Origin of the sequence: Peribacillus sedimenti (assembly GCF_046237635.1) — a bacterium.
GTDB classification, from domain to species: Bacteria; Bacillota; Bacilli; order Bacillales; family DSM-1321; genus Peribacillus; species Peribacillus sedimenti.
The window spans coordinates 700,001-726,667 of record NZ_CP143547.1; the positions used below are offsets into that span (position 1 = coordinate 700,001).

Genomic DNA, 26,667 nt, shown 5'->3' on the forward strand with positions numbered 1-26,667 from the left:
GCTGCAAAAATATCAGCTCTTTCAGTAATACTTAATTTAATTGTCGGTTTAGTGATGAGTGCTGTGTTTTTAATTTTCTGTGGACGTATGTTAGAGGCGCTAAATCTTCAGGGAGAGATTCTCACTCATGCCCAAAATTATCTTACTATAGTTGGCGGTGCCATCTTCCTGCAAGCTATTATTAATTCACTTGCTGCTATCATACGTGTGCACGGGTTTACTAAAGAAGCAATGCTTGTTTCTTTAGGTATGAACGTTATTCATGTGATCGGAAATTATGCCCTGATATTTGGTAAATTTGGGCTTCCGGAGATGGGTGTCCAAGGTGCTGCTATATCAACGGTGGTTAGCCGATTCTTAGCATTGCTCGTATTTTTCTGGCTTCTATACAGGGTGTTGGAGGTAAAAGTCAGAGTCAAATATTACTTCTCTTTATCAAAGGAATATGTCGGGAAAGTATTAAAAATCGGCATACCTTCTGCTTTTGAACAGGTGATGTATCAGGCGTGCCAGATTGTATTCTTGTACTATGCTACGTTTCTGGGTGCTTCCTCCTTGGCAGCAAGGCAGTATGCCCAGAATATATCCATGTTTATCTTCTTGTTCGCGATAGCTATAGGAGTAGGAACCTCGATTATCGTAGGCCGCCTGGTTGGCGCAAATCGAAGTGATGAAGCATATCAAAGGGTCTGGAAAAGTTTATACGCGGCTATTAGTGTTACTGTAGCAATGGTAATGGCAGTCATTATTTTCCGAAAGCCTTTAATGGAGCTGTTTACAAACGATCCGGAAATCATCCATCTGGGAACAAGTGTATTGCTGCTGAGTGTCCTTTTGGAAACGGGCCGTACGTTTAATATTGTTCTTATCAATTCATTACGTGCCTCGGGCGATGCTAAATATCCCCTTTGGATCGGTATTTTCTCAATGGTATGCATGAGCTTGCCATTAGGATATTTTCTCGTATTTCATTTGGATTTGGGACTCCCGGGAATTTGGATGGCCATTGCGGCGGACGAATGGACACGTGCCGTAATCATGGCTTTCCGGTGGAGGAGCAGGAAGTGGGAAAAATATGCCCTGGTAAAGGATGGTATGGCAGAGGAAGGCTTGGAAGTGCAGGCATAGGTTTATATGTGGAAACAATAGCAGACAAAAGGTTGGCTTTGCCTAAGGGCAAAGCTCTTTTTTTATTAATCGGTAAATTTAATACGTTTTTATTTTTTTAATATAATGATTGAAATCGTTTTCATTTTAAGTTATGATGTTTTCATAAAGGTATCGGAAACGTTTCGGGAGGACATAAATATGGTAACAATCAAAGATATTGCTAGAGTTGCTAATGTTTCAGTCACTACCGTTTCCAGAGCGCTAAATGGCTATTCTGACGTAAATGAAAAGACACGCCAGAAGATTGTCAGGATTGCTAAAGAGATGAATTACAGCCCTAATACCCTTGCAAGAGGACTTGTAACAAATAAATCACAAACGATAGGGTTTCTGGTTTCAGGCATGAATCGTTCCGCCAATAAGGACAACTTTACATTTGAAGTACTTTCAGGAGCGAATGAATGTATCTCGAAAAGAGGGTATGATTTAGTGCTGTTCAACACCACCACCTCTAAACAGAGGGAGAAGACATACTCTCAGCTGTGCAGGGAAAGGCGCGTTGACGGGGTGATCATGCAAGGGATGAAGATTGATGACCCCTACTTGAAAGAGGTTATTGAAAGTGATATTCCCTGTATGCTTATCGATATACCAATACAATCGAAAACTGTAGGGTATGTTACAACTGACAATGTCCTCGGTGCAAAAACAGCAGTAAACTATCTGATCGGGCTCGGACATAAAAAAATAGCCCTGATTAATGGCCATGATGATGCCTATGTCAGCTTGAAAAGGAAAGAAGGATATGTAAAAGCCCTAAAAGAAGCCAATCTTCCAATACATAAAGAGTGGATCCTGGATGGGGGATTCTTGGAGGAACAAGCTCAGCTTGCGGCTGCAAAACTGTTAAAAAGCCATCCTGATATAACAGCAGTCTTTTGTGCAAGCGATTTAATGGCGCTCGGAACTATTAAAGCGGCAAGGGCAATGGGGCTGGATGTCCCGCGGCAGCTTTCTGTAGTTGGCTACGATAATATATTGCTGGCTTCCTATTCGGCTCCTGCAATTACAACGATAGCTCAGGATAAGTTCCAGCTTGGGTATCAGGCGGCCGACCATCTAGTAGACATGCTGGAGGGGAAGGATGTCTCACATGTTTCGACATTAACAACGGATTTAATTATCCGTGAATCAGCTTGCCCGCCACCCATAACGGTTGCTTATAAAAAATAGACGAAGCGTCTGAATTTTTCTTTAAGTATTTTTACATAAAACCGAAACGTTTTGGAATGGGAACTAATTCTAAATTAAATATAAATGCAGCGTGAAACAGCCCAAGGAAAATAGGAATGTTTTTGGAATAAAAAGGCCTGCTTTTTTGAAGTGTGTTGAAGTACAGGTGTGTTTTCCAAAACGTTTTGGATGTTTAAAGGGTAAATAAAAGAAAGAAATTTCCGAAACGTTTTGAAATATGTTATCGCTTTTATTCGAAACGTTTTGGTTACCCGCTGGATTTGATAGGAGGAACAACATGGATTACCGTGTTATTAAAGAGAATGATTTATTTCTATTAACAGATGATAAAGGGAATATACCGGAAAATCATTCATATGGATTGGGGCTTTATACAAAGGATACCAGATTTTTAAGCAAGCTGGATCTGCGCATTAATGGCCAGGAACCAATTTTGCTATCATCGGATGCAGAAGAAAACTATATGGCCAAGATTTTATTGACAAACCCGCATATGGAAAAAGACAGCGAGCTTATCCTTTGGCGTGAGTCGGTTGAAATAGAGCGTACTAGATTTATTTTTGAAGGCGCTTTATTTGAAACTATTAAAGTAAAAAACTATTTTCCTAAGCCCGTCCAATTTGAACTGAGTGTACATATGGATGTAGATTTCACAGACATGTTCATCGTCCGTGGATTCCAGAGCGGCACGATCGGCAGGCGTACAGGCCAGACAATAGATGGTTCATCCCTTGCATTCCATTATGAAGGCGCTGACAATGTGGAACGCTCAACAACAGTTTCCTGGGACAGAGAAGCAAAATCGGTTACGGAGCATGGAGATATTACTTTTGATTTTAGCCTGTCCAACGCAGAACAAAATGAAGTCACCTTTGTAATCAAGCCTCATATCGGTACCGAAGAAATGAAGGCGGTTCCAGGCAAAGAAGAGGCACTGGCAAAATTAAAAGCGTCTTATCAGGAATGGAGTGAAAAAACAACCAAAGTGCAAACGGATTTTGAGCCGCTGCAGCGCCTGGTTGATCGAGGTATAGATGACTTAAGGGTATTGCTGACAGATGTGGGCTATGGAAAATTTCCAGTTGCCGGATTGCCATGGTTCGGAGTTCCATTTGGACGCGACAGCTTAATTGCGGCTCTTCAAATGATGGCATTTAACCCGGAAGTGGCGAAGGGCACACTTTTGACAATGGCTGCTAACCAGGGACAAAATGTCGATCCTTGGCGAGATGAACAGCCTGGCAAAATCATGCATGAAATTCGCTATGGAGAATTGGCTACAACAGGTCAAATTCCGTTCACACCATACTATGGAACAATCGATGCAACACCTTTGTTCCTGATGCTGCTTACCGAATATGTGAAATGGACTGGAGATCTTGATATTGCCACAGAGCTTGCAAACAATATCGAAGCTGCACTTGACTGGATTGACCAGTATGGCGACCGGGATGGCGACCTTTTCGTTGAATATCATCAGGAATCAAGCAAAGGGATTGCCAACCAGGGATGGAAGGATTCAGGAGATTCCGTTGTCCATCGAAACGGGGACTATGCAAAGACTCCAATTGCTTTAGCGGAAGTTCAAGGTTATGTATACCAGGCAAAAATGGGAATTGCCGGTATCTTCGACAAACTGAAAAAGCCTGAACAGGCAGCAAAACTGAGGGAGCAGGCTTCTCAATTAAAGGCTAAGTTTGATGAAGAATTTTGGATGGAAGACGTCAATTTCTATGCGATTGCACTGGATGAAAACAAAAATCAGGTTGGCACAGTCACATCTAATCCAGGACATATCCTTTTCTCTGAGATGTTGGATGAGGATAAAGCAACTGCCGTCATTGACACTCTTTTATCGCCAAAAATGAATTCCGGCTATGGGATTCGTACGATGGGTGAAGGAGAAGCGGGCTATAACCCTATGAGCTACCATGATGGAAGCATCTGGCCACATGATAACAGCATGATCCTGCTTGGAATGAGCAAGCTTGGACAACAGGGATCTGCCAATGTAGTGATAGATGGACTGATTGAAGCAGCAGCCTACTTTGAATATGACCGGCTTCCAGAATTGTTCTGCGGATATTCCAAAACATTGGGCAAAGCAGTCAAATATCCGGTCGCATGTTCGCCACAGGCTTGGGCTGCAGGAACACCGCTCGTATTTATCCAAACTTTGCTGGGCCTTTTCCCTGACAGTCTGGAAAAGCAGATTGTCCTTTCACCGTCATTGTTAGATGGAATGAATGAACTGAGAGTTCAAAATATCTCCATCGGAGACGGCGTGCTATCTGTTTCTGTATCCCGCAAAGAAGGAAGCCTTGACGTAAGCATTCTAGAAAACACAACAGGCTTTGAAATCGTTCAGAAGTAATATTATTCCTGGTCTCTAGGAGTTTACCTCCTTCAGATATATAAAATGTAAACATTGAAAGGGGATTTTTCGATGAAATCAAAAAAATGGTTGGCATCACTTGGAGTTACTTCTTTGTTGGCTGCTAGCATTTTGTCAGGCTGCAGCAGTGATGATGCAAGTAAAGGGGACTCATCATCAAGCGGCGACAAAAAGGTAACAGTAACTCTTGCTGGCTGGGGCGGCAATCCAACTGAGGAAAAGCTGTTGAAGCAGACGCTGGAAGACTTTGAAGCAAAGCATAAAAATATTGACGTTAAGTATGAAGTGATCTCTGAGCAATATATGGATGTCATGAAAACTCGCTTGATTGGCGGAAAAGGTCCGGATGTATTTTATCTGGATGCATTCGAAGCCCCTGCTTTAATCGAAACAGGAGTAGTTGAACCGCTTAATGATTATGTGACTGATGATTTTGATGTAGAAGATTTTGAAAAACCTTTGTTGGATGCTTTCCAGGTAGATGGAAAAACTTATGGTTTCCCGAAAGATTATTCCACACTAGCACTTTTCTATAACAAGAAAATGTTGGCTGATGCAGGTGTTGAAGTTCCGAAAACATGGGATGAATTCCAGGCAGCTGCAAAGAAGCTTACTAAAAATGGAGTATACGGCTATGGTGTTGCTCCAGAGCTTGCCCGTATGTATTGGCTTGCACAGTCCAACGGTGGAGATGTAGTTAAAGACGATAAAGCGAACTTTGCTTCTAAAGAAGTGGTAGACTCCTTGCAGCCTATCATCGACATGCACAACAAAGACAAATCAGCTGTTGAACCAAAAGAAGTTGGCGTTACATGGGGCGGAGAAATCTTCGGCCAGGAAAAAGCTGCAATGGTTATCGAAGGAAACTGGGCAATCCCTTTCTTGAAGGATACATTCCCTGGTGTGGATTACGGTACAGCTGAACTTCCTACAGTCAATGGAAAGAAATCAACAATGGCTTACTCTGTGGCATATGTTATGAATGCAGCATCCGAGAAAAAGGAAGCAGCATGGGAATTGCTATCTTACCTGACTGGCAAAGAAGGAATGGAAACTTGGACAAGCAAGGGATATGCGCTTCCGACACGTAAGAGCGTAGCAGAAAAACTTGGCTTTGATAAAGATGAATTGCGCGGTCCGCTTGTTGCTGGTGCATCTTATGCGACAGTATGGTCTGAAGGTACAAACCTGCCAATCATCACAAATAACTTCAACAACCAATTCTTAAGTGCTTTCTTGGGAGACCGCCCGCTTGACGAGGCGCTAAAAGAAGCTGAAAAGCAGGCCAATTCCGAGATTCAGTCTAAATAAGCAAATTGATTTTGGTTTGGGAAGGGACTTGGTCCCTTTCCTGCCGTTTCAAGTAATATCCTGTAGAACTCGTTGTGCCTAAGTGTAAAGAACGACTTCAGCAGAACGAGTTCTGACAGCATAGAACCAACATAATTTGATTTTCAATGGGGAGTGAATACAGATGAAGAGCAGATTTTCCAGAAAGGCTCTGCGTGAAGCTGGCCAGGGATATACCTTTATGAGTCCAGCTATTTTTGTATTATTAGTTTTCATAATCGGCCCGATCTTTTATACTATTTTCCTTTCCTTTCATAAAGTACAGCTCCTTGGAAATGCGAGCTTTGATTTTGTCGCTTTTGATAACTTTACTAGAATCCTGGACGATACCAGAGCAAAAATCGCCTTATGGAATACCTTAAAATATGTAATTATAGTTGTTCCCTGCCAGACTCTTTTGGCGTTGATATTGGCAGCAACGCTTAATGCGGGATTAAAAGGGCAAACTTTTTTCCGGATCGTATACTTTTTGCCGACCCTGACATCGTCTGCTGTGTTAACACTAATATTTATGTGGATGTATAACAAGGAGGGGCTTATCAACCAGGTGTTGGATGTGATCGGGCTGCCTACATACAACTTCCTTGGCGATCCTGACATTGCCCTGAATGCAATTATGTTCATGAATATTTGGGCTACTGCTCCATTCTTCATGGTTATATATTTGGCAGCTCTCCAGGATATACCGGATTCTCTGTACGAAGCAGCAGAGCTTGATGGAGCAAACGTATTTCAAAAGTTTTGGCAGATTACCGTGCCTAATTTGCGTCCTGTTACCTCATTCGTTGTTATCATGGGCCTTATCGGGACTTTCCAGTTGTTTGATCAGTCATATATCTTCTCCGCTGGATCCGGCGGTCCGGATAATTCTACGTTAACTATCGTTCTCTTAGTGTACCAGTATGCGTTTAAAACCTTGGGAACCATGGGCTATGCAGCAGCGCTTGCCTTCTTGCTTGCACTTGTTATCCTGGTTGCAACCCTGATTCAACGCAAATTCTCTAAGGAAGAGTCCTTGTACTAATTAAGGAGGGGAATCAAGTGAAGAAAAAACACAGCATCGGAAAGGTTTTTCTATACGCCATCCTGGTGATATACGCAATTACAACCCTTATCCCATTTTTATGGGCACTGTCATCGTCATTTAAAACCTTGCAGGAAATTGTGGGCGGTACTATAAGCCTTTTCCCGAAGAACTTTACACTCGATAACTATAAACAGATTTTCATAGAGCAGGAGCATTTTCCAAGATGGATGTTTAACAGCTTGTTTATCGCGGTAGTCGGTACTGTCTTAAATCTGCTATTTAACTCTATGGCCGGATATGCTCTAGCCAGATTGACGTTTCCGGGCAAAAAAGCGATGTTCATTATTATCCTTGGTGTATTAATGATTCCGGTTCAAGTAACGATGATTCCTAATTATTTAATCTTGAAGGAATTAGGCTGGCTCAACTCCTATCAGGGGATGATCGTGCCGGGCATGATCAATGCAACATACATCTTTATGATGCGCCAGTTCTTCATTAACTTTCCGAAGGAATTGGAAGAAGCAGCTGAAATTGACGGGCTTAGCCGTTTCGGAACCTTCTTTAGGGTTGTACTGCCGCTCGCAAGGCCAGCCTTGGCTGCACAATCAATTTTCATATTTATGGGATTCTGGAACGATTTCATGAGACCATTAATTGTTATGACCGATATGGAAATGTTCACTCTGCCGCTCGGATTGAACACTTTCAAAGGACAATTCGTCAGCTATTGGAACTATATCATGGCAGCTTCCATGGTATTCACGCTTCCAGTTCTATTGATTTACGCTTTCTTTAATCGCTATTTCATTAAAGGAATATCGTTTACGGGCGGAAAATAATTGGACAATCCATAATAAGCAGCCAGTACGAAAGGAGTAACTTTCACAGAACTGGCTGCTTTTTTTGTGTCGTTTATTTTTGTAACACACAGCGTTTATAAACGCACAGAAATTGTCAATCATTTAAGGAAACCTATGTCCTGCGCCAGCCTTTTTAGATGAAGCCGAGTAAATTTAAGATTCGATTGTGAGTCTCTAAAGGTCAGGTTACTTCATTGCTGGACAGGGAATAATACCATAAATACAAACATCCTGTCTGAGGTGGTCAAATGTTATATCTTGATAGACAACACAATCCGGAAATTAATGGAAAATTTATTACGGAGCTTCTAGATCATCGAATGGATTTGAGAGAGGCAATCAGGGAGACTGATTCCCTTTTTCGCCAAAATGCTTCAAAATGGGAAGCCGTTGATCACAGCCTGCCGGGCTCTTTTTTAGAAAATATGGTGATGGCTGTTCCCCGGCTGATACTATCGAAAAAGGCATTTGGGGTATTTGACCTGCCGGATACGCTTCTTGATCAGAGGTCCAATGTGTTTCCGGACTGGATGCCAGTGTTAGATGAACAGTATGATAAATTGCATGATAAGATTGATAGAATTGTGAATGTTAAGGATTTCGGTGCTGCCGGCGATGGGGTGACCGATGACACTCGGGCATTCGCAAAGGCTATTGGGAATGGGAGGGTAAAGGTGCTCGTTCCGGAAGGTGTGTATATTACAAAGGGCATCAGGCTGCCGTCCTGGACTTGCCTTGTGGGCGAGGGAAAAGGTGTGACGGTGATCCGGCTTCATGAGCAGGCGCCAAGGGGAACCAGGCTGGTTTCGAATAGAAATTATAGGCGGGGAAACCGCAATATCCTTGTGGAAGGCATGACATTGGACTGGAATGTCGAAAGGCTGGGAGATGTTCCAAAAACCAGTACATGGGGCAATCACTCCAGCTGTTTGCTTTTTGCCAATGTAAAATATGGCTGGGTGAGGAATGTGGAGGGGATCAACCCGGGACTGCATTGCTTCGATATTTCCTCAACCCTTTATGATTATTCCGGCGACGGATACAGGGCCAAAGGCGGAAGCAATTATATATGGCTGGACAAGCTGAATGGGTATGGGTTTGGGGATGATGGAATTACCACCCATCACAGCGACAATATTTTCATTTCCCATTGCCATATGTGCGACCCGAGCGGCCGAGCCCATAAAGAAGGGTTTTCAAATTCAAACGGGATAGAGGTGGATGATGGTTCACGGAGCGTATTGCTGGTCAACAACTCGACGACCAGATGCTTCGGGGGGGTGGAAATTAAAGCACACCACAATTCTTCCGCTGCCAACAATGTACAAATCATCGGGCATATTTCTGTTAATGATAATCGTTCTTTTAATTTTCGGCATATCGGGCATCACAAAGTCAATGACCCAGAATCTCGCACTGCCCACAACATAAGGGCAACAAACCTTGTGGCAATCGCTCCTGTCCACACTTCCCTGTACGAACATTCATCGCCCCGCGGCATGGTAGTCTCTGCATACAAAAATGTGGTGATCAACAATTTTACTCTAATCGGCGATCCAGAATATGATTTCGGTGAAAACCCGGTCATCGCCATCCAGTATCGAGCAAGAAACGTGATTCTACGAAATGTCTCGATAAGGGACTTCAAGAACGCTAACAGCAATATTAAGGTATTTGGCGGTGAACAATGCGCCGATGATATCCAGATTAGAAATGTAAGGGTGAAGAATGCCGCAGCAAAAGCTGTGGATGTAGGAAATGGTATACAAAATATAAAAATAGATAATGTGGATGCACTGGCATAAGGCAGTCAGTTGGGGCTGTCGTATTTCAGCCGGAACCTAGAGCCAAAATTAATCCAGGAATGCTGCATTCAATTTAGCCTGCACGAGCAGGGATGAAATGAAAAAGAATCCGCTGAATAAAAGCGGATTCTCCCTAAATTTTTACGATTAAATTAAAGCTTCTGGACATTAGCAGCTTGTGGTCCCCGCTGGCCTTCCACTATTTCAAAGGATACTTCCTGGCCTTCTTCCAAAGATTTGAAGCCTTCGCCCTGGATCTCCGAAAAATGGACGAATACATCATCTCCGCCTTCACGTCCGATAAATCCAAAGCCTTTTTCTGCATTAAACCATTTTACCTTGCCTTGTTCCATTTTGTTTTCCTCCCTGTAGCTGTTAGTTCGATTCTTGCTCACGTTTTTCAATCGGAAGCATTGTTTTCACTTACGGACACTACAATTTTTCCAGCGAATTTTGTAATGTATTACAGTAGCACTAAAGTTTTATCCATTCCTGCAGTTTTTCATTACATATGGCTATTTAACGGGTTGGAATCAGCTTTGCCGGACGGTCTTTGGCACCTCCGGGAATCTTGTCCCCGGCAGGATTTGCGGGTGTGATAAAAAAAGATAAAAAGAACGCTGCAATGGATAAATATGTGGCTACCATAAAAGCATCATTGACTCCCATGGCAGTGCCCTCGTTGATAGCGGCAGCCATTTGTTCCTGATCTGCAGGCGATATGTGGAGCTGATGTATGATATTCTGCACGTATTCCGCCCCGTTATTCGTCATAATTGTTACGAAGAATGCCATTCCAACCGCTCCAGACACCATTCTCAGAGTATTGACCATGGCTGTACCATGCGTGTTAAGGGCCAGTCCCAAAGCATTCAGCCCTGCGGTAAAGATGGGCATCATGATCAGGGACATGCCTAACATTCGAATTGTATAAATCCATAAGACATATTGGAAGCTGGTATGTGTTCCAAGCTGGGTCAATCCGTATGTAGTGACAATTGTAATGCCAAGCCCAATAATGGTCAGCCATCTTGCACCAAACTTGTCAAATAGGCGTCCTGTGATAGGGGACATAATGCCCATCAGGATTCCGCCAGGCAATAACAGCAGGCCCGACATTAATGGAGAAAAACCGCGTACGTTCTGCATGTATATTGGCATCAATATCATCCCTGAGAACATGGCCATCGTTACAATTACATTGATGATAGTGGTTAACGTAAATATCCGGTTTTGAAAAATGCGAAATTCGAGAATTGGTTCATCAATGGCCAGCTGGCGCCATACAAAAAGAAATATACTGATGATTCCGCCGATTAAGCTAATGATCACCTGGAGATTGCTCCAGCCGGCTGTCCCAGCTGTTGCAAAACCGTATAAAATGCCTCCAAATCCGAATGTGGATAATATGACACCTAAAACATCCAACTTGGGTCTTGAGGTCTCAGTCACATTTTTGACCAATACAGTGGCAAGCAGTAAGTCTATTAATGCAACAGGAAAGATGATAAAGAATAGGACGCGCCAGGAGTAGGACTGGACCACCCATCCGGACAAGGTAGGACCGATCGCCGGAGCGAAATTCATGGCGATGCCGAATATCCCCATTGCATACCCGCGGCGTTCAGGAGGAAATAAAGTGAAAATGACATTCGTAATTAGCGGAAACAATATTCCGGCTCCCGCGGCTTGAATAACTCTTCCTATTAAGATGACCGAAAAACTAGGGGCTATGCCACAAATGATGGTGCCTAATGTGAACAATCCCATTGAGGTCAAATAGAGCTGTCTGGTTGTAAACCTATTCATCAGAAAAGCGGTGATTGGAATCACAATTCCATTTACGAGCATAAAAATCGTTGTAAGCCAGTTTGCTGTTGCTGCGGTAATCTCAAATGTCTTCATGATCTGGGGCAATGCTATGTTAATCAGAGTCTGATTCAGGAAAGCCACGACCGCCCCTGCAAGCATAACGCCGAAGATAGGCCGAATACGTATAGAGCTACCGGATGGATTAGTTGTCAATGAGCACTTGCCTCCCTTTAGAACATTAGATGGAAGTCTCCATTCTACCCCCTATATTGTTTACATTGGAGCTTGGATTATTCCCATATTGGTTGCGACCAGAACCATACTCTAGCTCGTACGCATATTTTGCTGCTTGTACTTTTCTATATTTAAATTGTTAATTTTTCAAAATAATCCATTTTCAGGAACTTAGTTTTTGTGTATAGTAATGAATAGAAGGTATATGTTTTTAAAAAAGTTAATTAATTTGTGAAATAATGCACATACTTTTCGCCGTGTGCAATTATGTAATTTTTTTAACCAAAAATGAGAGCACTTACATATTGTTGCGTATCAATAAATTCTTTGTAAAGGAAGTTGCCAAATGCATGACAGCCTGCAGCCGCATTTAAGAATAACAGCCAATTTTCATACCAGGTATGCGCTTCTGCCGGGTGACCCGGCGAGGGTGGAAGAGGTGGCGAAATATTTGGAGCAGCCAAAGCACCTTGCTTTTAATCGTGAATTTAAAACGATATCCGGCAGATACAAAGGAATTCCTCTTTTAGTCACTTCGACAGGTATAGGGGGCGCATCTACCGGTATTGCTGTTGAAGAACTGAAAAATGCCGGAGTCAATGTAATGATTCGGATCGGAAGCTGCGGAAGCCTGCAGGAGGACATACATATAGGTGAACTGGTGATTGCATCGGGTGCGGTCCGTAATGATGGAGCGTCGGATGCCTATATCGAAAGGGCCTATCCTGCCATACCTGATGCCGAATTGCTGTTCCACTTAATCCACGCCGCAAAGAGTGCTGACTATAAGCATTATATTGGCAGGATCCGGAGCCATGACAGCTTTTATACTGACCGGGAGAACGAGATCGATGCATACTGGTCCAAGAAGGGCATATTGGCAGCCGATATGGAAACGGCGGCACTGTTTGTGATTGGTGGATTGCGCGGTATAAAGACCGCTTCCATATTGAATGTTGTCGTTGAAAAAGAAGGCAGTCTGGAAGGGGGGATCAATGACTATACAGACCAAAGAACAGAAAGCAAACAGGGGGAACATAAAGAAATCCATACGGCATTGGAAGCGATAGCATCCTATCATGATTCAATTAACAGGTAAGGGGAGGATATATTTTTATGGAAAAACAAAGTATGTGGTCATTGCGTTTTTCTACTTCTGCTTTGGTATTAATACCTACTGCGGTAGGGATTAATTACATCGGAAAACTATTGGCAGGTGTCTTGAAACTGCCGCTCTGGCTTGATTCAATCGGTACCATTTTGGCAAGTATGCTTGCAGGTCCTATTATTGGGGCACTGGCAGGCGCTGTGAATAACATTATTTATGGGCTCACTGCAGACCCCATTTCCTTTGTATATGCGATCACCAGTGTGGCAATCGGCCTTGCTGCGGGGATTTTATTTAACAAAGGCTGGGTTTCGAGCTGGAGTAAGGCGGTCATGGCTGGTTTGATCATTGGCCTGGTAGCGACAGTGGTATCCACGCCGCTCAATATCCAATTCTGGGGAGGCCAGACGGGGAACGTCTGGGGTGATGCGTTGTTTGCAACGGTACTTGCCAAGACCGATTCAGTCTGGCTGGCATCCTTTCTTGACGAAGTGGTAGTGGATGTGCCGGATAAGCTCCTGGTTACCTTGATTAGCTTTGGAATTTTTAAAGGATTGCCAAAGAATATTACCCATTTGTACGACAACAGCAGCAAAGTGGAAACCCTCGATTAGCCTATAGAACCGAAATCTGAAATTAAGCATCCAAGACCATGGCGTAAGCTTTGAAAGAAAGCTGGTGAACTAGCGTGAATTCAATCAGTCTCTATACGGAAAGAAAATCTTTCGTACATGACATAGACCCTATAACTAAGCTATTTTATATTCTTTTTTCTATATTGATACCCATCATTTTGCCCTCGTTCACCATCTCTTTCATATGTATGGGGATTAGTATTGTATTGCTTGCCCTTGCTAAGGTATTCAGGAAATCGCTGCCGATTTTTGGATTTGTGTTTCTGGTGCTCGTTACCATAGTCATCATTCAAGGGCTTTTTATGCCGGGAAATAAAACAGCTGTATTCGGGGCCGGACCTTTTACCTTGTACAGAGAAGGTCTGTTATATGGATTCCGGATTACTCTGCGGGTGATTGGCATAGTGGCTGCCTTCATGATTCTGGTACTAACAACGAAGCCGTCTGAACTGGTTGAATCGCTTGTCAGGCGCGGCATGTCACCAAGAATTGGATATGTGGTCATATCCGTATTCCAAATCGTCCCCGAAATGATGGCTGCAATGGGGACGATCACAGATGCACAAAGGGCACGCGGCATGGAAACCGAAGGAAGGCTATTAGTGCGGATCAAAGCGTTCCTGCCTTTACTTGGGCCCGTTATTCTGGGGTCTCTCATAAATACGAAGGAAAGAGCCATGGCCTTGGAGGTACGGGGCTTTAATGCGCGCACCCCCAAAACGTTTTTATATGAAGAAAAGAAGTTTCGCCACAGCAAAATGCTGCAATCGCTTTTAGTCCTGCTTATATTGAGTGCGGCGGCCTGGAGGATATTTGCATGAGGAAGATAACCGTAGAAAATCTTAAATACAAGTACCCAATGTCCGACAGGCTGGCGCTTGATGGGGTGTCATTTGCAGTGGAGGAAGGCGAGTTTATTGGTATAATCGGCAGGAATTCTGCCGGAAAATCCACCTTATGTCAATCCATCGTGGGCCTGGTCCCCCATTTTTATAAAGGGGCATACGGGGGAAAGGTAATTGTTGATGGGATGGAAGTAAAAGAGCATACAATCAGCGATATATCTGCCAAGGCGGGGATTGTATTCCAGAACCCATTTACACAGGTAACCGGATCAAAAGTGACCGTATATGAAGAAATTGCTTTTGGCCTTGAGAATACAGGGGTCCCGAGGGAAGAGATGAAGGAGAGGATTGACCAGGTGCTGCAGCTGTTGCAGATCCAAACGCTGGAAGACCGGAATCCTTTTGAATTGTCAGGAGGGCAAATGCAAAGAATGGCGCTTGCCAGCGTCATAGCCATGAATCCAGAAGTCCTTGTATTGGACGAGCCGACATCCCAGCTTGATCCGGCGGGTTCCGAAGATGTATTTCAAGCCATACGGACACTGAGCAGGCAGGGGATCACGATCATGCTGGCAGAGCACAATATGGAGAAGATGGCAGAATATTGTGATCGCCTGATTTTATTGGATGAGGGAAGGATCATCGATTTCGATGTTCCGGAAAAAATCTTCTCGCGCGATGATCTGGAGTCATACGGAGTGGCTCCCCCTGTCTATACGAGGGTATGTAAATCACTGAAGCTAAAAATGCCTGGCACAGATTATTATCCCATTACACTTGCACAGGCAGCCCAGGTGCTGGGAGGAGAATCATGATAAACATCAAAAACCTGGCATTCTCCTATGGGGAGGGTGCATCTGCGCTGTCTGGCATCACGCTGGATTTTGACGAGCGGACAACAGCCATCATAGGCCAGAATGGGGCCGGTAAAACGACTTTTGTCAAACTGCTTAAGGGATTGCTGAAGCCATATTCCGGTCAGATCCTCATTAATGGCAAAGATGTGAAAAACCATACCGCGGCCCAGCTGTCTAAGGAAATAGGGCTTGTTTTTCAAAATCCCAATCATCAAATTTTTAAGAGCAAGGTGTTGGACGAGGTCTTATTTGGCCCCCGAACCATTAAGATGAATGAGGCAACAGCCAAAATGAAAGCACTGGAGGCAATTGAATTAGTGGGACTTTCAGACAGACTGGATGAAAATCCCCAGGATTTAAGCCTCTCTGAAAAAAAGCTCCTGTGTATAGCTGCAGTACTTGCGATGGATACGAGTATCGTCATCTTTGATGAGCCCACCATTGCCCAGGACTATTCCGGCAAGCAGAAGATCAGGAGAATCATACAAGAGTTAAAACAAAGAAATAAACTTGTATTGACCATCATTCACGATATGGATTTTGCAGCGGAGAATTTTGAGAGAATCATAGTGTTTAATGAAGGAAAGGCTATTCTGGATGGGACGGCACGAGAGGTTTTCAGCCAGTCTGTAATCCTCGAAAAAGCCTATGTCGAAGCTCCCTCTATTACAAAACTCGGAGAAGAACTGGGATATTCAGAAACCTTCCTGACAGTAGAAGAGTTTATTCGAAGGAAAGAGCAGAAACGATAAATTTTCAACAGGGCCCGATCAAGTGCGGCTGTGGTTTTACAGCAGCTGCTATTTGGGGCCCCTTTATTATTCGGCCGGATTTTCGAGTTGTTCTTTTCAATAATTCAGATATATCTTACAATTTTGATAGAAACTATATTTGGAAAAAAGGATGATCATATGACCGGGCTTCTTACTGATTTCCCCTATCCATTTAAAGAGGATGTATACCGCTATTCCAATAATTCCATTCCGTTAGAAACATCAAATAGTATCGAGATCACCCAAGGCTATAAGGCAGATATACAATTAAAACGAAGACTTCTCACTCATAGCCGGGAGAGGTGTTATCAGTCCCTGCCGCATACGCTGGCGGGCCAGTGGGAAATTGTCGAGCTGGTAATCGAGCATTTGACGGTCCATTATCCGGAATATTTTACTGTGAATAAAAACGGCAGCAGCTGGACTTTTGCTAACCGTATTCTGGGAGAAGAACAGAGTTTTATCTTTGGTGACGAATCGACTCTCCCATGTGAGCCTCTGGAATTTATCGGAAAGCATGTACAGGAAGATGTCATTTACATGAAGCAGAGGGATGGGGATTTATTTTTGGATGCAGGCCAGCTATGCTTCCCGGCAAACTGGTCACTCGCATTTGATTTAGGCATGAGCTTTAAAGAGATTCATAGCCCAATCCCCGGCTTTAAAGAGGAGGGATTGGACGACCGGATTCTTAGATTTCTTCTAAAGCTGGAGTCTGGCAGCCCTTGGTGGAGGAAGAACTGGTCTTTAATGGCGGGCAATCGGATGGATACCTCTCTGGAAACCTTCGATGTTTGGGGACAGGAGAGAAAAAAAGTAACGAAAGAAAATGCGGGGAAGCTTGTCCATTTGCGGGTGGAGGTACAGAAGCTGTTTCGCCTGCCTCGTACCATGGGGATTCTTTTTACCATTCATACACATTTACTTCCGCTAGAAGAATTGTGTTCAAAGCCGGAGTGGCTTTTCCAATTTTATGAGATTCTTAGAGGACTTCCTCCTCATATAACAGAATACAAAGGATTATCTTTATTTAAGGATCAGGTAATAGAGTATTTGCAAGACAGAATAGGAGAGCGGAATTGGCAATGACAAACATAAAACAACCTGCTTTCATCGAAGGAAAAAGAAAGTATCTGTTTTGCGCCGACGAGAAGGGGATTGGGCGGTTACAGCAGGTCATTCAACAGGCGGTGAATAATAATGCTTCTTTTGAGCTGGTTTATGCCGGGGGCGACGTCGATATGGAAAGGATTTCCTGCTGGCTGCACGGACAAAAGATGGGCACCTATCTATATATTGCAGCCGCATGGGGTACGCAAAAATTAATAAGAGAGCTCGCGGAAGAAATAGGTTTTACTGATGAAGAAATACAGGGCATCAACCTTGGCGATAAGCCTCAAAGGGTTTATTGCTGCCGATGCCATTATATAAGCGAAACTCAGCAGCCTGCAGCAGAGCCACCCTCGCTTGCTGCCTGTTCTAGCTGCGGCCTGATGCTTGAAATTTCGGATCACTATTCATCGCTGCATGATGCCTATCTCGGCCATGTGGCAAAACTGTGAAAAGAGAGGGCGCTATGTATAAAGAACAAACATTATCTGTATTTGTGAAATCGATCCATCAGGAAACTAAGACAGTCAAGCGATTCATCCTTGCACCTGCTGATGGTGAGGTCCTTCCTGCGTTCAGCGCTGGTTCTCACATCACAACCTATTTAAAAGGGCTGAACGGCCCAATCCAAAGGCAGTACTCATTGATAAATCATTCCGAAACCAGGGATGAGTATCATATTGCTGTCCAGCTGCATCCGTCGTCAACAGGCGGGTCCGAATGCTGGCATAAGACAATGCGTGCTGGCGATTTACTTAATATCAGCTATCCGAACAATCATTTTCCCCTTAGCTTTGCGGCAAAACGCCATGTATTTTATGCGGCTGGAATTGGAATCACTCCGATCCTATCAATGATGGCAGAATTAAAGGGAAATAAAACCCCATTTGAACTGCATTATGCGGCAAAGTCTAAGGATGACTGTGCATTTTATGAATATTTACGAAAACAATATCCTGGACATTGTACATTCTATTTTTCTAGAGAAGAAGGATCACGCCGGCTCGACGCCGCGTTACTTCTTCAGCATCCGATTGGGACACATGTATATTTCTGTGGTCCTGGATCATTCATTTCCACTTTCACTGAAACGGCAAAAGGCTATGGCTATCCGAATGGAAGCATACATTATGAACGTTTTTCGGCACCAAGGCCCTTCAATCCGAAACCGTTTGAAGTCAGGCTTACAGATGGGAATACCATAAATGTTACTGCAGAACAGACTTTACTTGAGGCACTGCAAAAAGCCGGCATCAAGGCGCCATATTCATGCAGGGTGGGCCGCTGCGGCACCTGTGAGCTAAAGGTTTTGGAGGGTAAAATCATTCACTACGATTCATTCCTGACCGAGGAACAAAAGTCATCACAAAACTGTATACTCACTTGCGTGTCCCGTGCAGAATCCGAAAGGCTAACCATTTCCTATTAAAATGAAAGGGCGTACCTGCGCAGTACGTCCTTTATCAGGTTGTCATCTGCTAAATAAAGCGAGTAGGTGTGCACATTTTGGCCTGGAAAATAACAAACCTTAAGAAAATACTACAAGATAAATGATACCTGTAGCGGGACTTAGAACAAAGTAGGCCAAATTATTTCGCGGCGGGAAACAGAATAAAAAAGTTTGGCGCTGTATCACTGCTCACGCCGTAAAAATAACACATCAGAGTTTAAGACCGAGTTCGCTGAGGACAACAGGTCAGAGTTTAAGGTAGGTTCGAGTGTGCTTAAAACAACAGGTGAGAATTTAAGAATGAATGACGGTGCAAAATCACCGCATCAGTCATTAAGAACCGCGTAAAAAAGAACAGCAGGCAGTTCGGGACAAACCGATTGAACCCATTTATCATCTGAGCAAGCAAATACTAGAGATATGCAGTTGTGGGACCTGGGCGATTTTGATGATTAGATTAGCAATACTACAAAAGAATTAAGCGGAAAAATAGGTTTTTTTATCAAAACTAATAAAAACAATAATCAAAGTATGCATTATAACAGATTCAGCACTTCATGCTCGAAATCTATAAACTTATGCTCGATAAATCGGATTTTAGGAGCGAAATCCGTAATTTTTGAGCGCTATTCCAGATTTATGATCGAAAGCCTTAATTTATGCTCGACTACATTTTTAAATTTCCTATTAACTGGTATTTCTCTGCACATCATATAAAGTATAATTTTGAATTTTCAATCGAATGATCAGGGTTAGTTCAGCATACGACCACGAGAAAAAATATCTATTATCCCCCAGAACCAGATTATGGACCTATATTTAATGTAATGGACTGTACACGTTCAGCCATCAGATATAAAACTTCCAAACAAAAATTCCTTACAAAACCAACTATAATCTACCTTTCACGCAAGTAACGTAAAAAAGGAAACAAAAAAGTATGGATTTTTGAAGATAAATATAATGAACTTTTATTGATTGGGGGCCATACATAGCTTCCAGTTCTTTATTAGTGCATGTCAACGCTTAATATATAACTTGGTCTAACTATGAAAATACATACATATCATATTACGGGCAGGCTATATGTAATGTAATTAGATTGGGAATTTTGTTACTTTTTTACAGTTTGTAGTTTAAAATTAAAATAGCTTGTCTTTCTGTCATTTTTTTCTATATTTTTTTATCCACTATTAAGAAAAGAGAGGTGTTAACATGTTAGGGTTTTTGCAACGCATTGGGAAAGCGCTGATGCTTCCGATCGCCGTCATGCCTGCTGCAGCGTTATTGCTTCGTTTGGGGGACTTGTGGAAGATTGATTTCATGGTGGCAACAGGTGAAGCGGTCATTGGAAACCTGGCCATCCTATTTGCAATTGGTGTAGCCATCGGCTTGGCAAAAGACAGCCACGGGGCAGCGGCCATTGCTGGTGTCGTCGCTTATTTTGTGCTGAAAAATGGAACCGCTGCCATTAATGAAACGATCGACATGAAGGTTCTGGGTGGTATTATTGCGGGGATTGTGGCGGGATTGCTTTACAACAAGTACCACTATACCAAACTTCCCGATTGGCTCGGTTTCTTTGGGGGAAGGCGCTTTGTGCCAATCATAACAGCGTTTGTAACATTGGTGCTTGCCTTAATCTTTGGCTATGTATGGCCGCCGATTCAAGAAGCAATTAATAATGTCGGTGAATGGATCATCGGTGCAGGTGCAGCGGGTGTGGGTATTTTTGGATTCCTGAACAGGCTCCTCTTGCCGTTGGGATTGCACCATATTCTGAATACGATGGTGTGGTTTGATTTCGGCAGCTTTACAAATGCTGCAGGCGATGTGATTAAAGGGGATCTGTCCCGCTTCCTGGCGAAGGATCCATCCGCGGGGATTTTCATGGCTGGATTCTTCCCGGTCATGATGTTTGGTCTCCCGGGAGCGGCGCTCGCGATGATTATGACTGCGAAAAAAGAAAGAAGAAAGGCTACAGCCGGAGCATTGATCGGGGTTGCATTTACGTCATTCCTGACAGGGATTACGGAACCGATTGAATTTTTATTCATGTTCCTTTCGCCTGCACTGTATTTTATTCATGCAGTGCTGACAGGTGTATCAATGTCCATTGCGTACGTTTTGGATATCCATCATGGTTTTGGGTTTTCTGCAGGAGCCATCGACTATTTCCTGAATTATAGTATCGCTCAAAAACCGCTGCTGCTGGCAGGAATTGGGGTCATTTACTTCCTGTTATATTTCGTAATCTTTTACTTCCTGATTAAAAAGCTCGACTTAAAGACGCCAGGACGCGAAGACGAAGTGGAAGGAGAATTTGATAAACCTGCCTCGAACGGCAATTATACTGAACTGGCGAGCGGTTATCTAGCGGCTCTTGGAGGCAAGGAGAACCTGGCAAATATCGATAACTGTGTTACGCGGCTTCGATTGAAGGTGAAAGATACAGACCAGGTTGACGAAGCGCAATTAAAGAGACTGGGAGCGAAAGCTGTACTCAAGCTCAGCAAGACCGATTTACAAGTAGTTGTTGGAACAGATGTAGAATTTGTAGCCAATGAGCTGAAGAAAAAATAAAAATGATAAATACCTGGCGGAAAAGTTTTTGCCGGGTATTTTTTTATGGACACCGTACATTATGCGTTTTTGCGTGAACATTAATTAATAAAACCTGGATAAGTTTTCAATTATTTTCATCAGCCTATTGCCTTGATTTCAGGGTTTTCATTATGTAGAGGAGGATGGCAAGTGAAACGATTATTGGATTGTACAGCATCTGATTTTGATCAAATGAATGGCCAGCAATTAAAACAAGCGATCATGGCATCGGAAGGAAGGACCATACTCGCGGAGGTTATATGCAGTCATCAGCCGTTTTATCCTGCTGTAACAAATGCAGAGTTGGCAGCGGCGTTTGGGGCGGACATGATTTTGCTCAATCTGTTTGATGTGGACCATCCCCGCGTCGAAGGGGTGAAATCAGAAGGCGGGGAAGCGATCAGGAAACTGAAGCAATTAGTGGGACGGCCGATCGGCTTGAATCTTGAACCAGTAGACACGGAAGCCCTCCATTTGGAACAACTCCAAAGTCTGCCGCAGGGGAGGATTGCAACCAAAGAAACACTTAGAAAAGCCAAAAACCTGGGGTTTGACTTTGTTTGCCTGACCGGGAACCCAAAAACCGGGGTATCCAATCGGGAGATTACAAAAGCCATAGGGATGGCACGCAGCGTATTTGGACAGGAGGGACTCATCCTGGCAGGGAAGATGCATGGTGCCGGAGTGAAGGGAGAGACTGGAAGCAGCATGATGTCGGAAGAAGTTATATCCTCGTTTGTTGAGGCAGGGGCAGATGTCATTTTAATCCCTTCTCCCGGTACAATACCGGGTTTCACTGTTGAAGTTGCAGCAGCGCTCGTTGACAGGGTCCACGCTAACGGGGCAATTGCCATCCTAACGACAGGCACGAGCCAGGAGGGAGCTGATGAACAGACGATTAAGCAGATTGCATTAAACAGCAAAATGGCTGGTGCAGATGTGTATCATATTGGCGATGCAGGCTTTACCGGCATTGCGATTCCCGAAAACATAATGGCCTATTCCATTGCGGTAAGAGGAAAGAGGCATACATATGTCAGGATGGCCACTTCAATCAGGAGATGACTGTAAATGGGCATGGAGCAATGGCTTCGGCCTATTTTTAGCTGGAATCACCCTTCTGGAAAATAGACAAAACGTATAAAATCGAGTTGACAAAATTTTCTCATAATATAAAATAAACCGTACAGTCTGTTTTATTTTCAACCTAAAAGTATTAAGGAAGCATACATAATTTACTCGCAGGTAGGCCCATATAAGGAGGATATCAAATGCAAAAAACAATTGAGAAACGCTTGACTCGCGCTGAAGTGCCTTTGGAATTGACCTGGAACCTGAAGGATCTGTTTGAGACGGACCAGGCATGGGAAGCAGAGTTGGAGGCAATTTCTGCCGAAGTGGAGAAATTCACCGAGTTCAAAGGAACATTGGATACCGGTTCAAAGGCATTACTGGCATGCTTGACTGCTCAGGAAAAATTGTATGAAAAGCTTGTAAGAGCCGGTTCCTATGCTTCATTAAGAAGATCTGGAGATGGCACGGACCCTGTTAATCAGGCTGACGCCTCCAAGTTTTCCTCATTGCAGACAAAGGTGAGCGCTGCGCTTTCCTTCATTGATTCTGAAATCCTTGCGCTGCCAGAGGGAAAAGTGGAAAGTTATTTACAGGAAGAGGCAGAGCTTAAGCCGTTCAAAAAGAATCTTATGGAGTTATTGGAATCCAAAAAGCATAAGCTTTCACCGGAAACAGAAGAAGCACTTGCCGCACTTGGCGAGGTCCATGGGGCTCCTTATAAAATTTATGAATTTAGCAAGCTTGCTGATATGCAATTTGACCCTATCCACGATGCTGAAGGAAATGAACTTCCGGTTTCCTTTGCTTTATTTGAGGACCGTTATGAGTTTTCTACAGATACAGACGTGCGCCACAAAGCCTACGACTCTTTTGTGAACACCCTGCAGCAGTATAAGAACACATTTGCCGCAACTTATTCAACAGAAGTTACAAAGCAAGTCGCACTTTCGCGCCTGCGCAGCTATGAATCTGTGACCCATGCGTTATTGGATTCCCAGCAGGTAACGGTTGAAATGTATAATAATCAATTGGATATCATCCAGGAAGAATTAGCGCCTCATATGCGCCGTTTTGCACAGCTTAAGAAAAAAGTGCTGGGCCTTGAAAAAATGCGTTTCTGTGATTTAAAAGCGCCTTTAGATCCTGATTTTAATCCAAAAACAACCTATGAAGAGGCCAGCAAGGTTATCCTTGAAGCACTGAAGGTCATGGGACCGGAATATAGCGAAATTATGAAAAAAGGCTTGACGGAAAGATGGGTCGATCTGGCCGATAATGTGGGTAAAGCGACCGGAGCTTTCTGTGCAAGCCCATACGGTTCACATCCATACATTTTGATTACATGGCAGGATACAATGCGCGGCGCGTTCATTCTGGCACATGAATTGGGACATGCAGGCCATTTCTACCTGGCAAACAAAAATCAAAGGGTCATCAACACAAGGCCTTCGACTTATTTTGTAGAAGCTCCGTCGACGTTAAATGAGCTTCTTTTAGGCCAGCATTTGCTTGCAGGTACGGATGATAAGCAGATGCGCCGCTGGGTGGTACTTCAATTGCTTGGAACATACTATCATAATTTCGTCACTCACCTGCTTGAAGGGGAATTCCAACGGAGAGTTTACAGTCTTGCAGAAGCCGGAAAGGCCTTGACTGCCAAGTCGCTATCTGAGGTGAAAGGAGCCGTCCTTTCTGATTTCTGGGGAGATTCAGTTGAATTGGATGAGGCAGCCAGCCTTACTTGGATGCGCCAGCCGCATTATTATATGGGACTTTACCCATATACTTACTCAGCAGGCCTTACTGCATCAACCGCAATGGCACAGAAAATCCAGGAGGAAGGGCAGCCGGCAGTTGACAGATGGCTTGAGGTATTGCGTGCGGGCGGGACTATGAAGCCGCAGGAGCTGTTGAATCATGCGGGAGTTGATATGACAAATCCGGATACGATCCGCAAAGCTGTAGCCTATGTTGGTTCACTGGTTGATGAATTGGAACGGTCTTACGAATAAGTAGATGAGACACGAAACGGCTGAAGATATTTCAGCCGTTTTTTTGTGGCATTTTTGTGAAAAAGGCAAAATAACAGTTCAAAAACTGGGATGGTTTTCCTGTATGTAACCCAGATTATGGTATAATATAGTTAAGTTAACTGAAGTGTTTCTAGTGCTTAATATTTAAGGTGAATTAATTGCTGAAAAGGGATGATCATACATGGACTTGATGCAGAAATTAATCGAGGCTCAACAATATTCCGAGGTTATAAGGTCTGTGTTTGTACAGGATTATAAAAATCTGTTTGACGAGCATGAGTTAACATCGAAACAGACCCTTGTGTTGGATGTGCTGGAAAAAAGAAAGCTGCTCAATATGCATGAGATAGCCGAAATTATCTGCGCTACGCCAAGTGCTGCCAGCCAATTTGTTGCAAAGCTGGAGAAAAAAAACTATGTAAAAAGGGAAATTAATCCAAATAACCGAAGAGAAATTCTTGTGACCGCCGATATAAAAGCGCAGCAATTTTTTCAGCAGCTGGAACAACTGGAGAAAGAATTGTTTGAAAAATATTATATGCAGCTCCCTGAACGGGATATCCTGGATTACCATAGAGTCCTTAAGAAGCTAGCTGAAATCGTGACACGCAGCACAGCTCAAAATCCACATATTGATAGCAGGGATGGTCAATGATCGTAAGTAAACCGCATTCTAGCACAGGATCCGGATTGAAGGGCGGTATGCTTTAATTATTGAAAGGAGTGGGGACAATGGGCATTCAGTTCCAATGGTTACTCATATTGGAAGGGATTTTGATCTTTTTTGCAGGATGGAGGATATTGCGGTTTATAAACCATTACAGACAGACCGACAAAACAAAGGATTTCGGGGATAGGCTGGCATATGCCGTAAAACAAGAAATCAAAAATAGGATTCTCTCCACTTTAATAATCAGGGAAATCATGATGTACCATATTCTCTTTTTAAAGGATAAGCAAACAGGAAATGAAAACGCTTACTCATACCATAAAAAAATAGGATATGGAGGGATTCTCGGAGCGTTCATTTTTGTTTTGGCTCTTGAAGGAACAGGGGTCTCCATGCTGCTCCATAACTGGAATACACCAATTGCCATCATCCATCTTGTCCTCAGTATTTATATGATTGTATATCTAATTGCCGATTATAAAGCGATCAAAAAGAATCCTGTGCAGCTGGATGACGAGCGAATCATCATTAACTTCGGCTTGCGGCTGAAGGCAAATGTCATGCTCCAAAATATTGCTGCCATCCGCAGCGGGAAATTGCATTATGAAAATGATAAACGAAGAAGGGATATACTGGATCTCACACTGCTTGGGCTATTTGACCCGCCGGACTTTGAAATCGTTTTGGAAGAACCTGTAATTGTCACAGATTTTTTAGGTAGAGAAACGCCTGTCACCAAGATATATCTTTCCATTGACGACAGTATCCGTTTTTTAAACGAAGTAAATAGCTTGTTAGAAAAAAGAACGCTGTGCTCATAATGTAATAAAAGGAGAGATACATGATGTTTTTCGGTATTTGGATAGTGATCATCTTCACTTTATTATACGAGCCGGTTTTTGGATACATGGGTTTCCAAAAGTTCAAGAACAGGGCTGTTTCAGGGGAACTGGAAGCAAGGCTGAATTATTATAAGGACTCCATTATTGGATTATGGATACCGGTGATTTTCATCCTTCTGCTTGCGGTATTTACTGATATGACCTTCAAATACATAGGATTGCAATCCTTGTCCATAAATACAGAGACCTTGGGATCGGTCATTACTTACACGGCAATCGGGCTGGGCTGCGGGTTTTTGCTTCTGTTGTGTGTATACACGGCCGGATATAAATGGAATGATCGAATAAGAAAGCAAATCGATGAAGCAAGGAGCAAAGAACTAGTTCAATCAGGATACCAGGCATTTTTATTGCCAAAAACGAACAAAGAGAAAAAGCGTTGGACCTATGTATCTGTAACAGCAGGGATTACCGAAGAAATTATTTATAGGGGATTTCTCTTATTCGCACTAGGATATATATTCCCGGGCCTTTCTGTTTGGGCAACAATCATAATTGCCAGTATGATATTCGGCCTTGCCCACACGTACCAGGGGATAAGCGGTGTTATTAAAACTACGATTATCGGCATTTGGCTGTGCCTGATTTATATCGGAACCGGCTCCCTCATTCCTTTAATCGTGTTCCACGCGTTTATTGATTATTTTGGAAAGCTTGGAATTGCTTCAGCGGAAGATGAAAAAGTGGGCAGCAAGTCAATTCCTGAGATGTTTCAGAGTAAGGATGTTTCATACTGATTTATGCCGTTGACTTGCC

The 26,667-nt window shown here is 43.3% G+C and carries 23 protein-coding genes (1 of these 23 running past the window's edge); 21 read left to right on the forward strand and 2 right to left on the reverse strand.

The features are described 5' to 3' along the window. From V1500_RS03560 to V1500_RS03590, 7 genes are all read left to right on the forward strand, one after another. Window positions 1-1,128, forward strand: partial view of an MATE family efflux transporter gene (locus tag V1500_RS03560; protein ID WP_409304232.1) — the 3' portion only. It extends 276 nt beyond the left edge of the window; only the last 1,128 of its 1,404 coding nucleotides appear in the window; its start codon lies off the left edge, out of view; it ends in the stop codon at window positions 1,126-1,128. A gap of 180 nt (window positions 1,129-1,308) precedes the next feature. Then, complete coding sequence (locus tag V1500_RS03565; RefSeq protein WP_409304233.1) at window positions 1,309-2,343, forward strand: LacI family DNA-binding transcriptional regulator; 1,035 nt, start codon at window positions 1,309-1,311, stop codon at window positions 2,341-2,343. Window positions 2,344-2,641: 298 nt separating this feature from the next. Further along, window positions 2,642-4,738: a glycogen debranching N-terminal domain-containing protein gene (locus V1500_RS03570; RefSeq protein ID WP_409304234.1), complete on the forward strand. Its 2,097-nt coding sequence runs from the start codon at window positions 2,642-2,644 to the stop codon at window positions 4,736-4,738. 72 nt (window positions 4,739-4,810) lie between these two features. Next, window positions 4,811-6,070: an ABC transporter substrate-binding protein gene (locus V1500_RS03575; protein ID WP_409304235.1), complete on the forward strand. Its 1,260-nt coding sequence runs from the start codon at window positions 4,811-4,813 to the stop codon at window positions 6,068-6,070. A 163-nt stretch (window positions 6,071-6,233) separates the two neighbouring features. Then, window positions 6,234-7,133, forward strand: a complete 900-nt coding sequence (locus V1500_RS03580; RefSeq protein WP_409304236.1) for a carbohydrate ABC transporter permease — start codon at window positions 6,234-6,236, stop codon at window positions 7,131-7,133. A gap of 17 nt (window positions 7,134-7,150) precedes the next feature. Further along, entirely contained in the window at window positions 7,151-7,978 is an 828-nt protein-coding gene (locus V1500_RS03585) for a carbohydrate ABC transporter permease (protein ID WP_409304237.1), read from the forward strand. A gap of 269 nt (window positions 7,979-8,247) precedes the next feature. Next, window positions 8,248-9,804, forward strand: coding sequence for a glycosyl hydrolase family 28-related protein (locus tag V1500_RS03590; protein WP_409304238.1), 1,557 nt, complete (start codon window positions 8,248-8,250; stop codon window positions 9,802-9,804). 152 nt (window positions 9,805-9,956) lie between these two features. Here the strand turns inward: V1500_RS03590 and cspD are convergent, their stop codons facing one another. Next, the gene (cspD, locus tag V1500_RS03595) at window positions 9,957-10,157 is read right to left on the reverse strand and encodes a cold-shock protein CspD (RefSeq protein ID WP_409304239.1); all 201 of its coding nucleotides are present in this window, start codon (window positions 10,155-10,157) and stop codon (window positions 9,957-9,959) included. Window positions 10,158-10,323: 166 nt separating this feature from the next. Beyond that, window positions 10,324-11,775, reverse strand: coding sequence for a DHA2 family efflux MFS transporter permease subunit (locus tag V1500_RS03600; protein WP_409305906.1), 1,452 nt, complete (start codon window positions 11,773-11,775; stop codon window positions 10,324-10,326). A gap of 421 nt (window positions 11,776-12,196) precedes the next feature. Here V1500_RS03600 and V1500_RS03605 point away from each other — a divergent pair, with 421 nt between their 5' ends. The 14 genes from V1500_RS03605 (at window position 12,197) to V1500_RS03670 (ending at window position 26,648) form a co-directional block, all read left to right on the forward strand. Then, on the forward strand, window positions 12,197-12,949 hold the full coding sequence (locus tag V1500_RS03605; RefSeq protein ID WP_409304240.1) for a nucleoside phosphorylase: 753 nt from the start codon (window positions 12,197-12,199) through the stop codon (window positions 12,947-12,949). Between the two features lie 17 nt (window positions 12,950-12,966). Beyond that, window positions 12,967-13,572, forward strand: a complete 606-nt coding sequence (locus tag V1500_RS03610) for an ECF transporter S component (RefSeq protein WP_409304241.1) — start codon at window positions 12,967-12,969, stop codon at window positions 13,570-13,572. 74 nt (window positions 13,573-13,646) lie between these two features. After that, complete coding sequence (locus tag V1500_RS03615) at window positions 13,647-14,414, forward strand: energy-coupling factor transporter transmembrane component T family protein (protein WP_409304242.1); 768 nt, start codon at window positions 13,647-13,649, stop codon at window positions 14,412-14,414. Beyond that, window positions 14,411-15,253 carry an energy-coupling factor ABC transporter ATP-binding protein gene (locus V1500_RS03620; protein ID WP_409304243.1) on the forward strand — a complete coding sequence of 281 codons (843 nt, stop codon included), beginning with the start codon at window positions 14,411-14,413 and terminating at the stop codon, window positions 15,251-15,253. The genes V1500_RS03615 and V1500_RS03620 overlap by 4 nt, the downstream gene beginning before the upstream one ends. Beyond that, window positions 15,250-16,047, forward strand: coding sequence for an energy-coupling factor ABC transporter ATP-binding protein (locus V1500_RS03625; protein ID WP_409304244.1), 798 nt, complete (start codon window positions 15,250-15,252; stop codon window positions 16,045-16,047). The genes V1500_RS03620 and V1500_RS03625 overlap by 4 nt, the downstream gene beginning before the upstream one ends. A 159-nt stretch (window positions 16,048-16,206) precedes the next feature. Continuing rightward, on the forward strand, window positions 16,207-17,157 hold the full coding sequence (locus V1500_RS03630) for a heme-dependent oxidative N-demethylase family protein (protein WP_409304245.1): 951 nt from the start codon (window positions 16,207-16,209) through the stop codon (window positions 17,155-17,157). Beyond that, window positions 17,154-17,630, forward strand: coding sequence for a dimethylamine monooxygenase subunit DmmA family protein (locus V1500_RS03635; RefSeq protein ID WP_409305907.1), 477 nt, complete (start codon window positions 17,154-17,156; stop codon window positions 17,628-17,630). Before V1500_RS03630 ends, V1500_RS03635 begins: the two co-directional genes overlap by 4 nt. Window positions 17,631-17,644: 14 nt before the next feature. Further along, the gene (locus V1500_RS03640) at window positions 17,645-18,607 is read left to right on the forward strand and encodes a PDR/VanB family oxidoreductase (protein WP_409304246.1); all 963 of its coding nucleotides are present in this window, start codon (window positions 17,645-17,647) and stop codon (window positions 18,605-18,607) included. A gap of 1,236 nt (window positions 18,608-19,843) precedes the next feature. Further along, window positions 19,844-21,211, forward strand: a complete 1,368-nt coding sequence (nagE, locus tag V1500_RS03645) for an N-acetylglucosamine-specific PTS transporter subunit IIBC (RefSeq protein WP_409304247.1) — start codon at window positions 19,844-19,846, stop codon at window positions 21,209-21,211. A 171-nt stretch (window positions 21,212-21,382) separates the two neighbouring features. Next, a complete protein-coding gene (locus V1500_RS03650) occupies window positions 21,383-22,297 on the forward strand; it encodes a haloacid dehalogenase-like hydrolase (RefSeq protein WP_409304248.1) in 915 nt (304 codons plus the stop codon). Window positions 22,298-22,503: 206 nt separating this feature from the next. Continuing rightward, window positions 22,504-24,318: an oligoendopeptidase F gene (gene pepF / locus V1500_RS03655; RefSeq protein WP_409304249.1), complete on the forward strand. Its 1,815-nt coding sequence runs from the start codon at window positions 22,504-22,506 to the stop codon at window positions 24,316-24,318. A 202-nt stretch (window positions 24,319-24,520) separates the two neighbouring features. Then, complete coding sequence (locus V1500_RS03660) at window positions 24,521-24,994, forward strand: MarR family winged helix-turn-helix transcriptional regulator (protein WP_409304250.1); 474 nt, start codon at window positions 24,521-24,523, stop codon at window positions 24,992-24,994. Window positions 24,995-25,071: 77 nt separating this feature from the next. After that, on the forward strand, window positions 25,072-25,830 hold the full coding sequence (locus tag V1500_RS03665) for a hypothetical protein (protein WP_409304251.1): 759 nt from the start codon (window positions 25,072-25,074) through the stop codon (window positions 25,828-25,830). Window positions 25,831-25,850: 20 nt separating this feature from the next. After that, window positions 25,851-26,648, forward strand: a complete 798-nt coding sequence (locus V1500_RS03670; RefSeq protein WP_409304252.1) for a CPBP family intramembrane glutamic endopeptidase — start codon at window positions 25,851-25,853, stop codon at window positions 26,646-26,648. Window positions 26,649-26,667: the final 19 nt, after the last annotated feature.

Excerpts from the sequence above, each read along its gene's own strand:
- V1500_RS03575 (WP_409304235.1), top strand. The coding sequence starts at position 4,811 with ATGAAATCAAAAAAATGGTTGGCATCACTTGGAGTTACTTCTTTGTTG.
- V1500_RS03670 (WP_409304252.1), top strand. The coding sequence starts at position 25,851 with ATGATGTTTTTCGGTATTTGGATAGTGATCATCTTCACTTTATTATAC.
- V1500_RS03620 (WP_409304243.1), top strand. The coding sequence starts at position 14,411 with ATGAGGAAGATAACCGTAGAAAATCTTAAATACAAGTACCCAATGTCC.
- nagE (WP_409304247.1), top strand. The coding sequence starts at position 19,844 with ATGTTAGGGTTTTTGCAACGCATTGGGAAAGCGCTGATGCTTCCGATC.
- V1500_RS03625 (WP_409304244.1), top strand. The coding sequence starts at position 15,250 with ATGATAAACATCAAAAACCTGGCATTCTCCTATGGGGAGGGTGCATCT.
- cspD (WP_409304239.1), bottom strand. The coding sequence starts at position 10,157 with ATGGAACAAGGCAAGGTAAAATGGTTTAATGCAGAAAAAGGCTTTGGA.
- pepF (WP_409304249.1), top strand. The coding sequence starts at position 22,504 with ATGCAAAAAACAATTGAGAAACGCTTGACTCGCGCTGAAGTGCCTTTG.
- V1500_RS03635 (WP_409305907.1), top strand. The coding sequence starts at position 17,154 with ATGACAAACATAAAACAACCTGCTTTCATCGAAGGAAAAAGAAAGTAT.
- V1500_RS03665 (WP_409304251.1), top strand. The coding sequence starts at position 25,072 with ATGGGCATTCAGTTCCAATGGTTACTCATATTGGAAGGGATTTTGATC.
- V1500_RS03610 (WP_409304241.1), top strand. The coding sequence starts at position 12,967 with ATGGAAAAACAAAGTATGTGGTCATTGCGTTTTTCTACTTCTGCTTTG.
- V1500_RS03600 (WP_409305906.1), bottom strand. The coding sequence starts at position 11,775 with ATGCTTGCAGGGGCGGTCGTGGCTTTCCTGAATCAGACTCTGATTAAC.
- V1500_RS03660 (WP_409304250.1), top strand. The coding sequence starts at position 24,521 with ATGGACTTGATGCAGAAATTAATCGAGGCTCAACAATATTCCGAGGTT.
- V1500_RS03630 (WP_409304245.1), top strand. The coding sequence starts at position 16,207 with ATGACCGGGCTTCTTACTGATTTCCCCTATCCATTTAAAGAGGATGTA.
- V1500_RS03580 (WP_409304236.1), top strand. The coding sequence starts at position 6,234 with ATGAAGAGCAGATTTTCCAGAAAGGCTCTGCGTGAAGCTGGCCAGGGA.
- V1500_RS03640 (WP_409304246.1), top strand. The coding sequence starts at position 17,645 with ATGTATAAAGAACAAACATTATCTGTATTTGTGAAATCGATCCATCAG.
- V1500_RS03570 (WP_409304234.1), top strand. The coding sequence starts at position 2,642 with ATGGATTACCGTGTTATTAAAGAGAATGATTTATTTCTATTAACAGAT.
- V1500_RS03605 (WP_409304240.1), top strand. The coding sequence starts at position 12,197 with ATGCATGACAGCCTGCAGCCGCATTTAAGAATAACAGCCAATTTTCAT.
- V1500_RS03590 (WP_409304238.1), top strand. The coding sequence starts at position 8,248 with ATGTTATATCTTGATAGACAACACAATCCGGAAATTAATGGAAAATTT.
- V1500_RS03565 (WP_409304233.1), top strand. The coding sequence starts at position 1,309 with ATGGTAACAATCAAAGATATTGCTAGAGTTGCTAATGTTTCAGTCACT.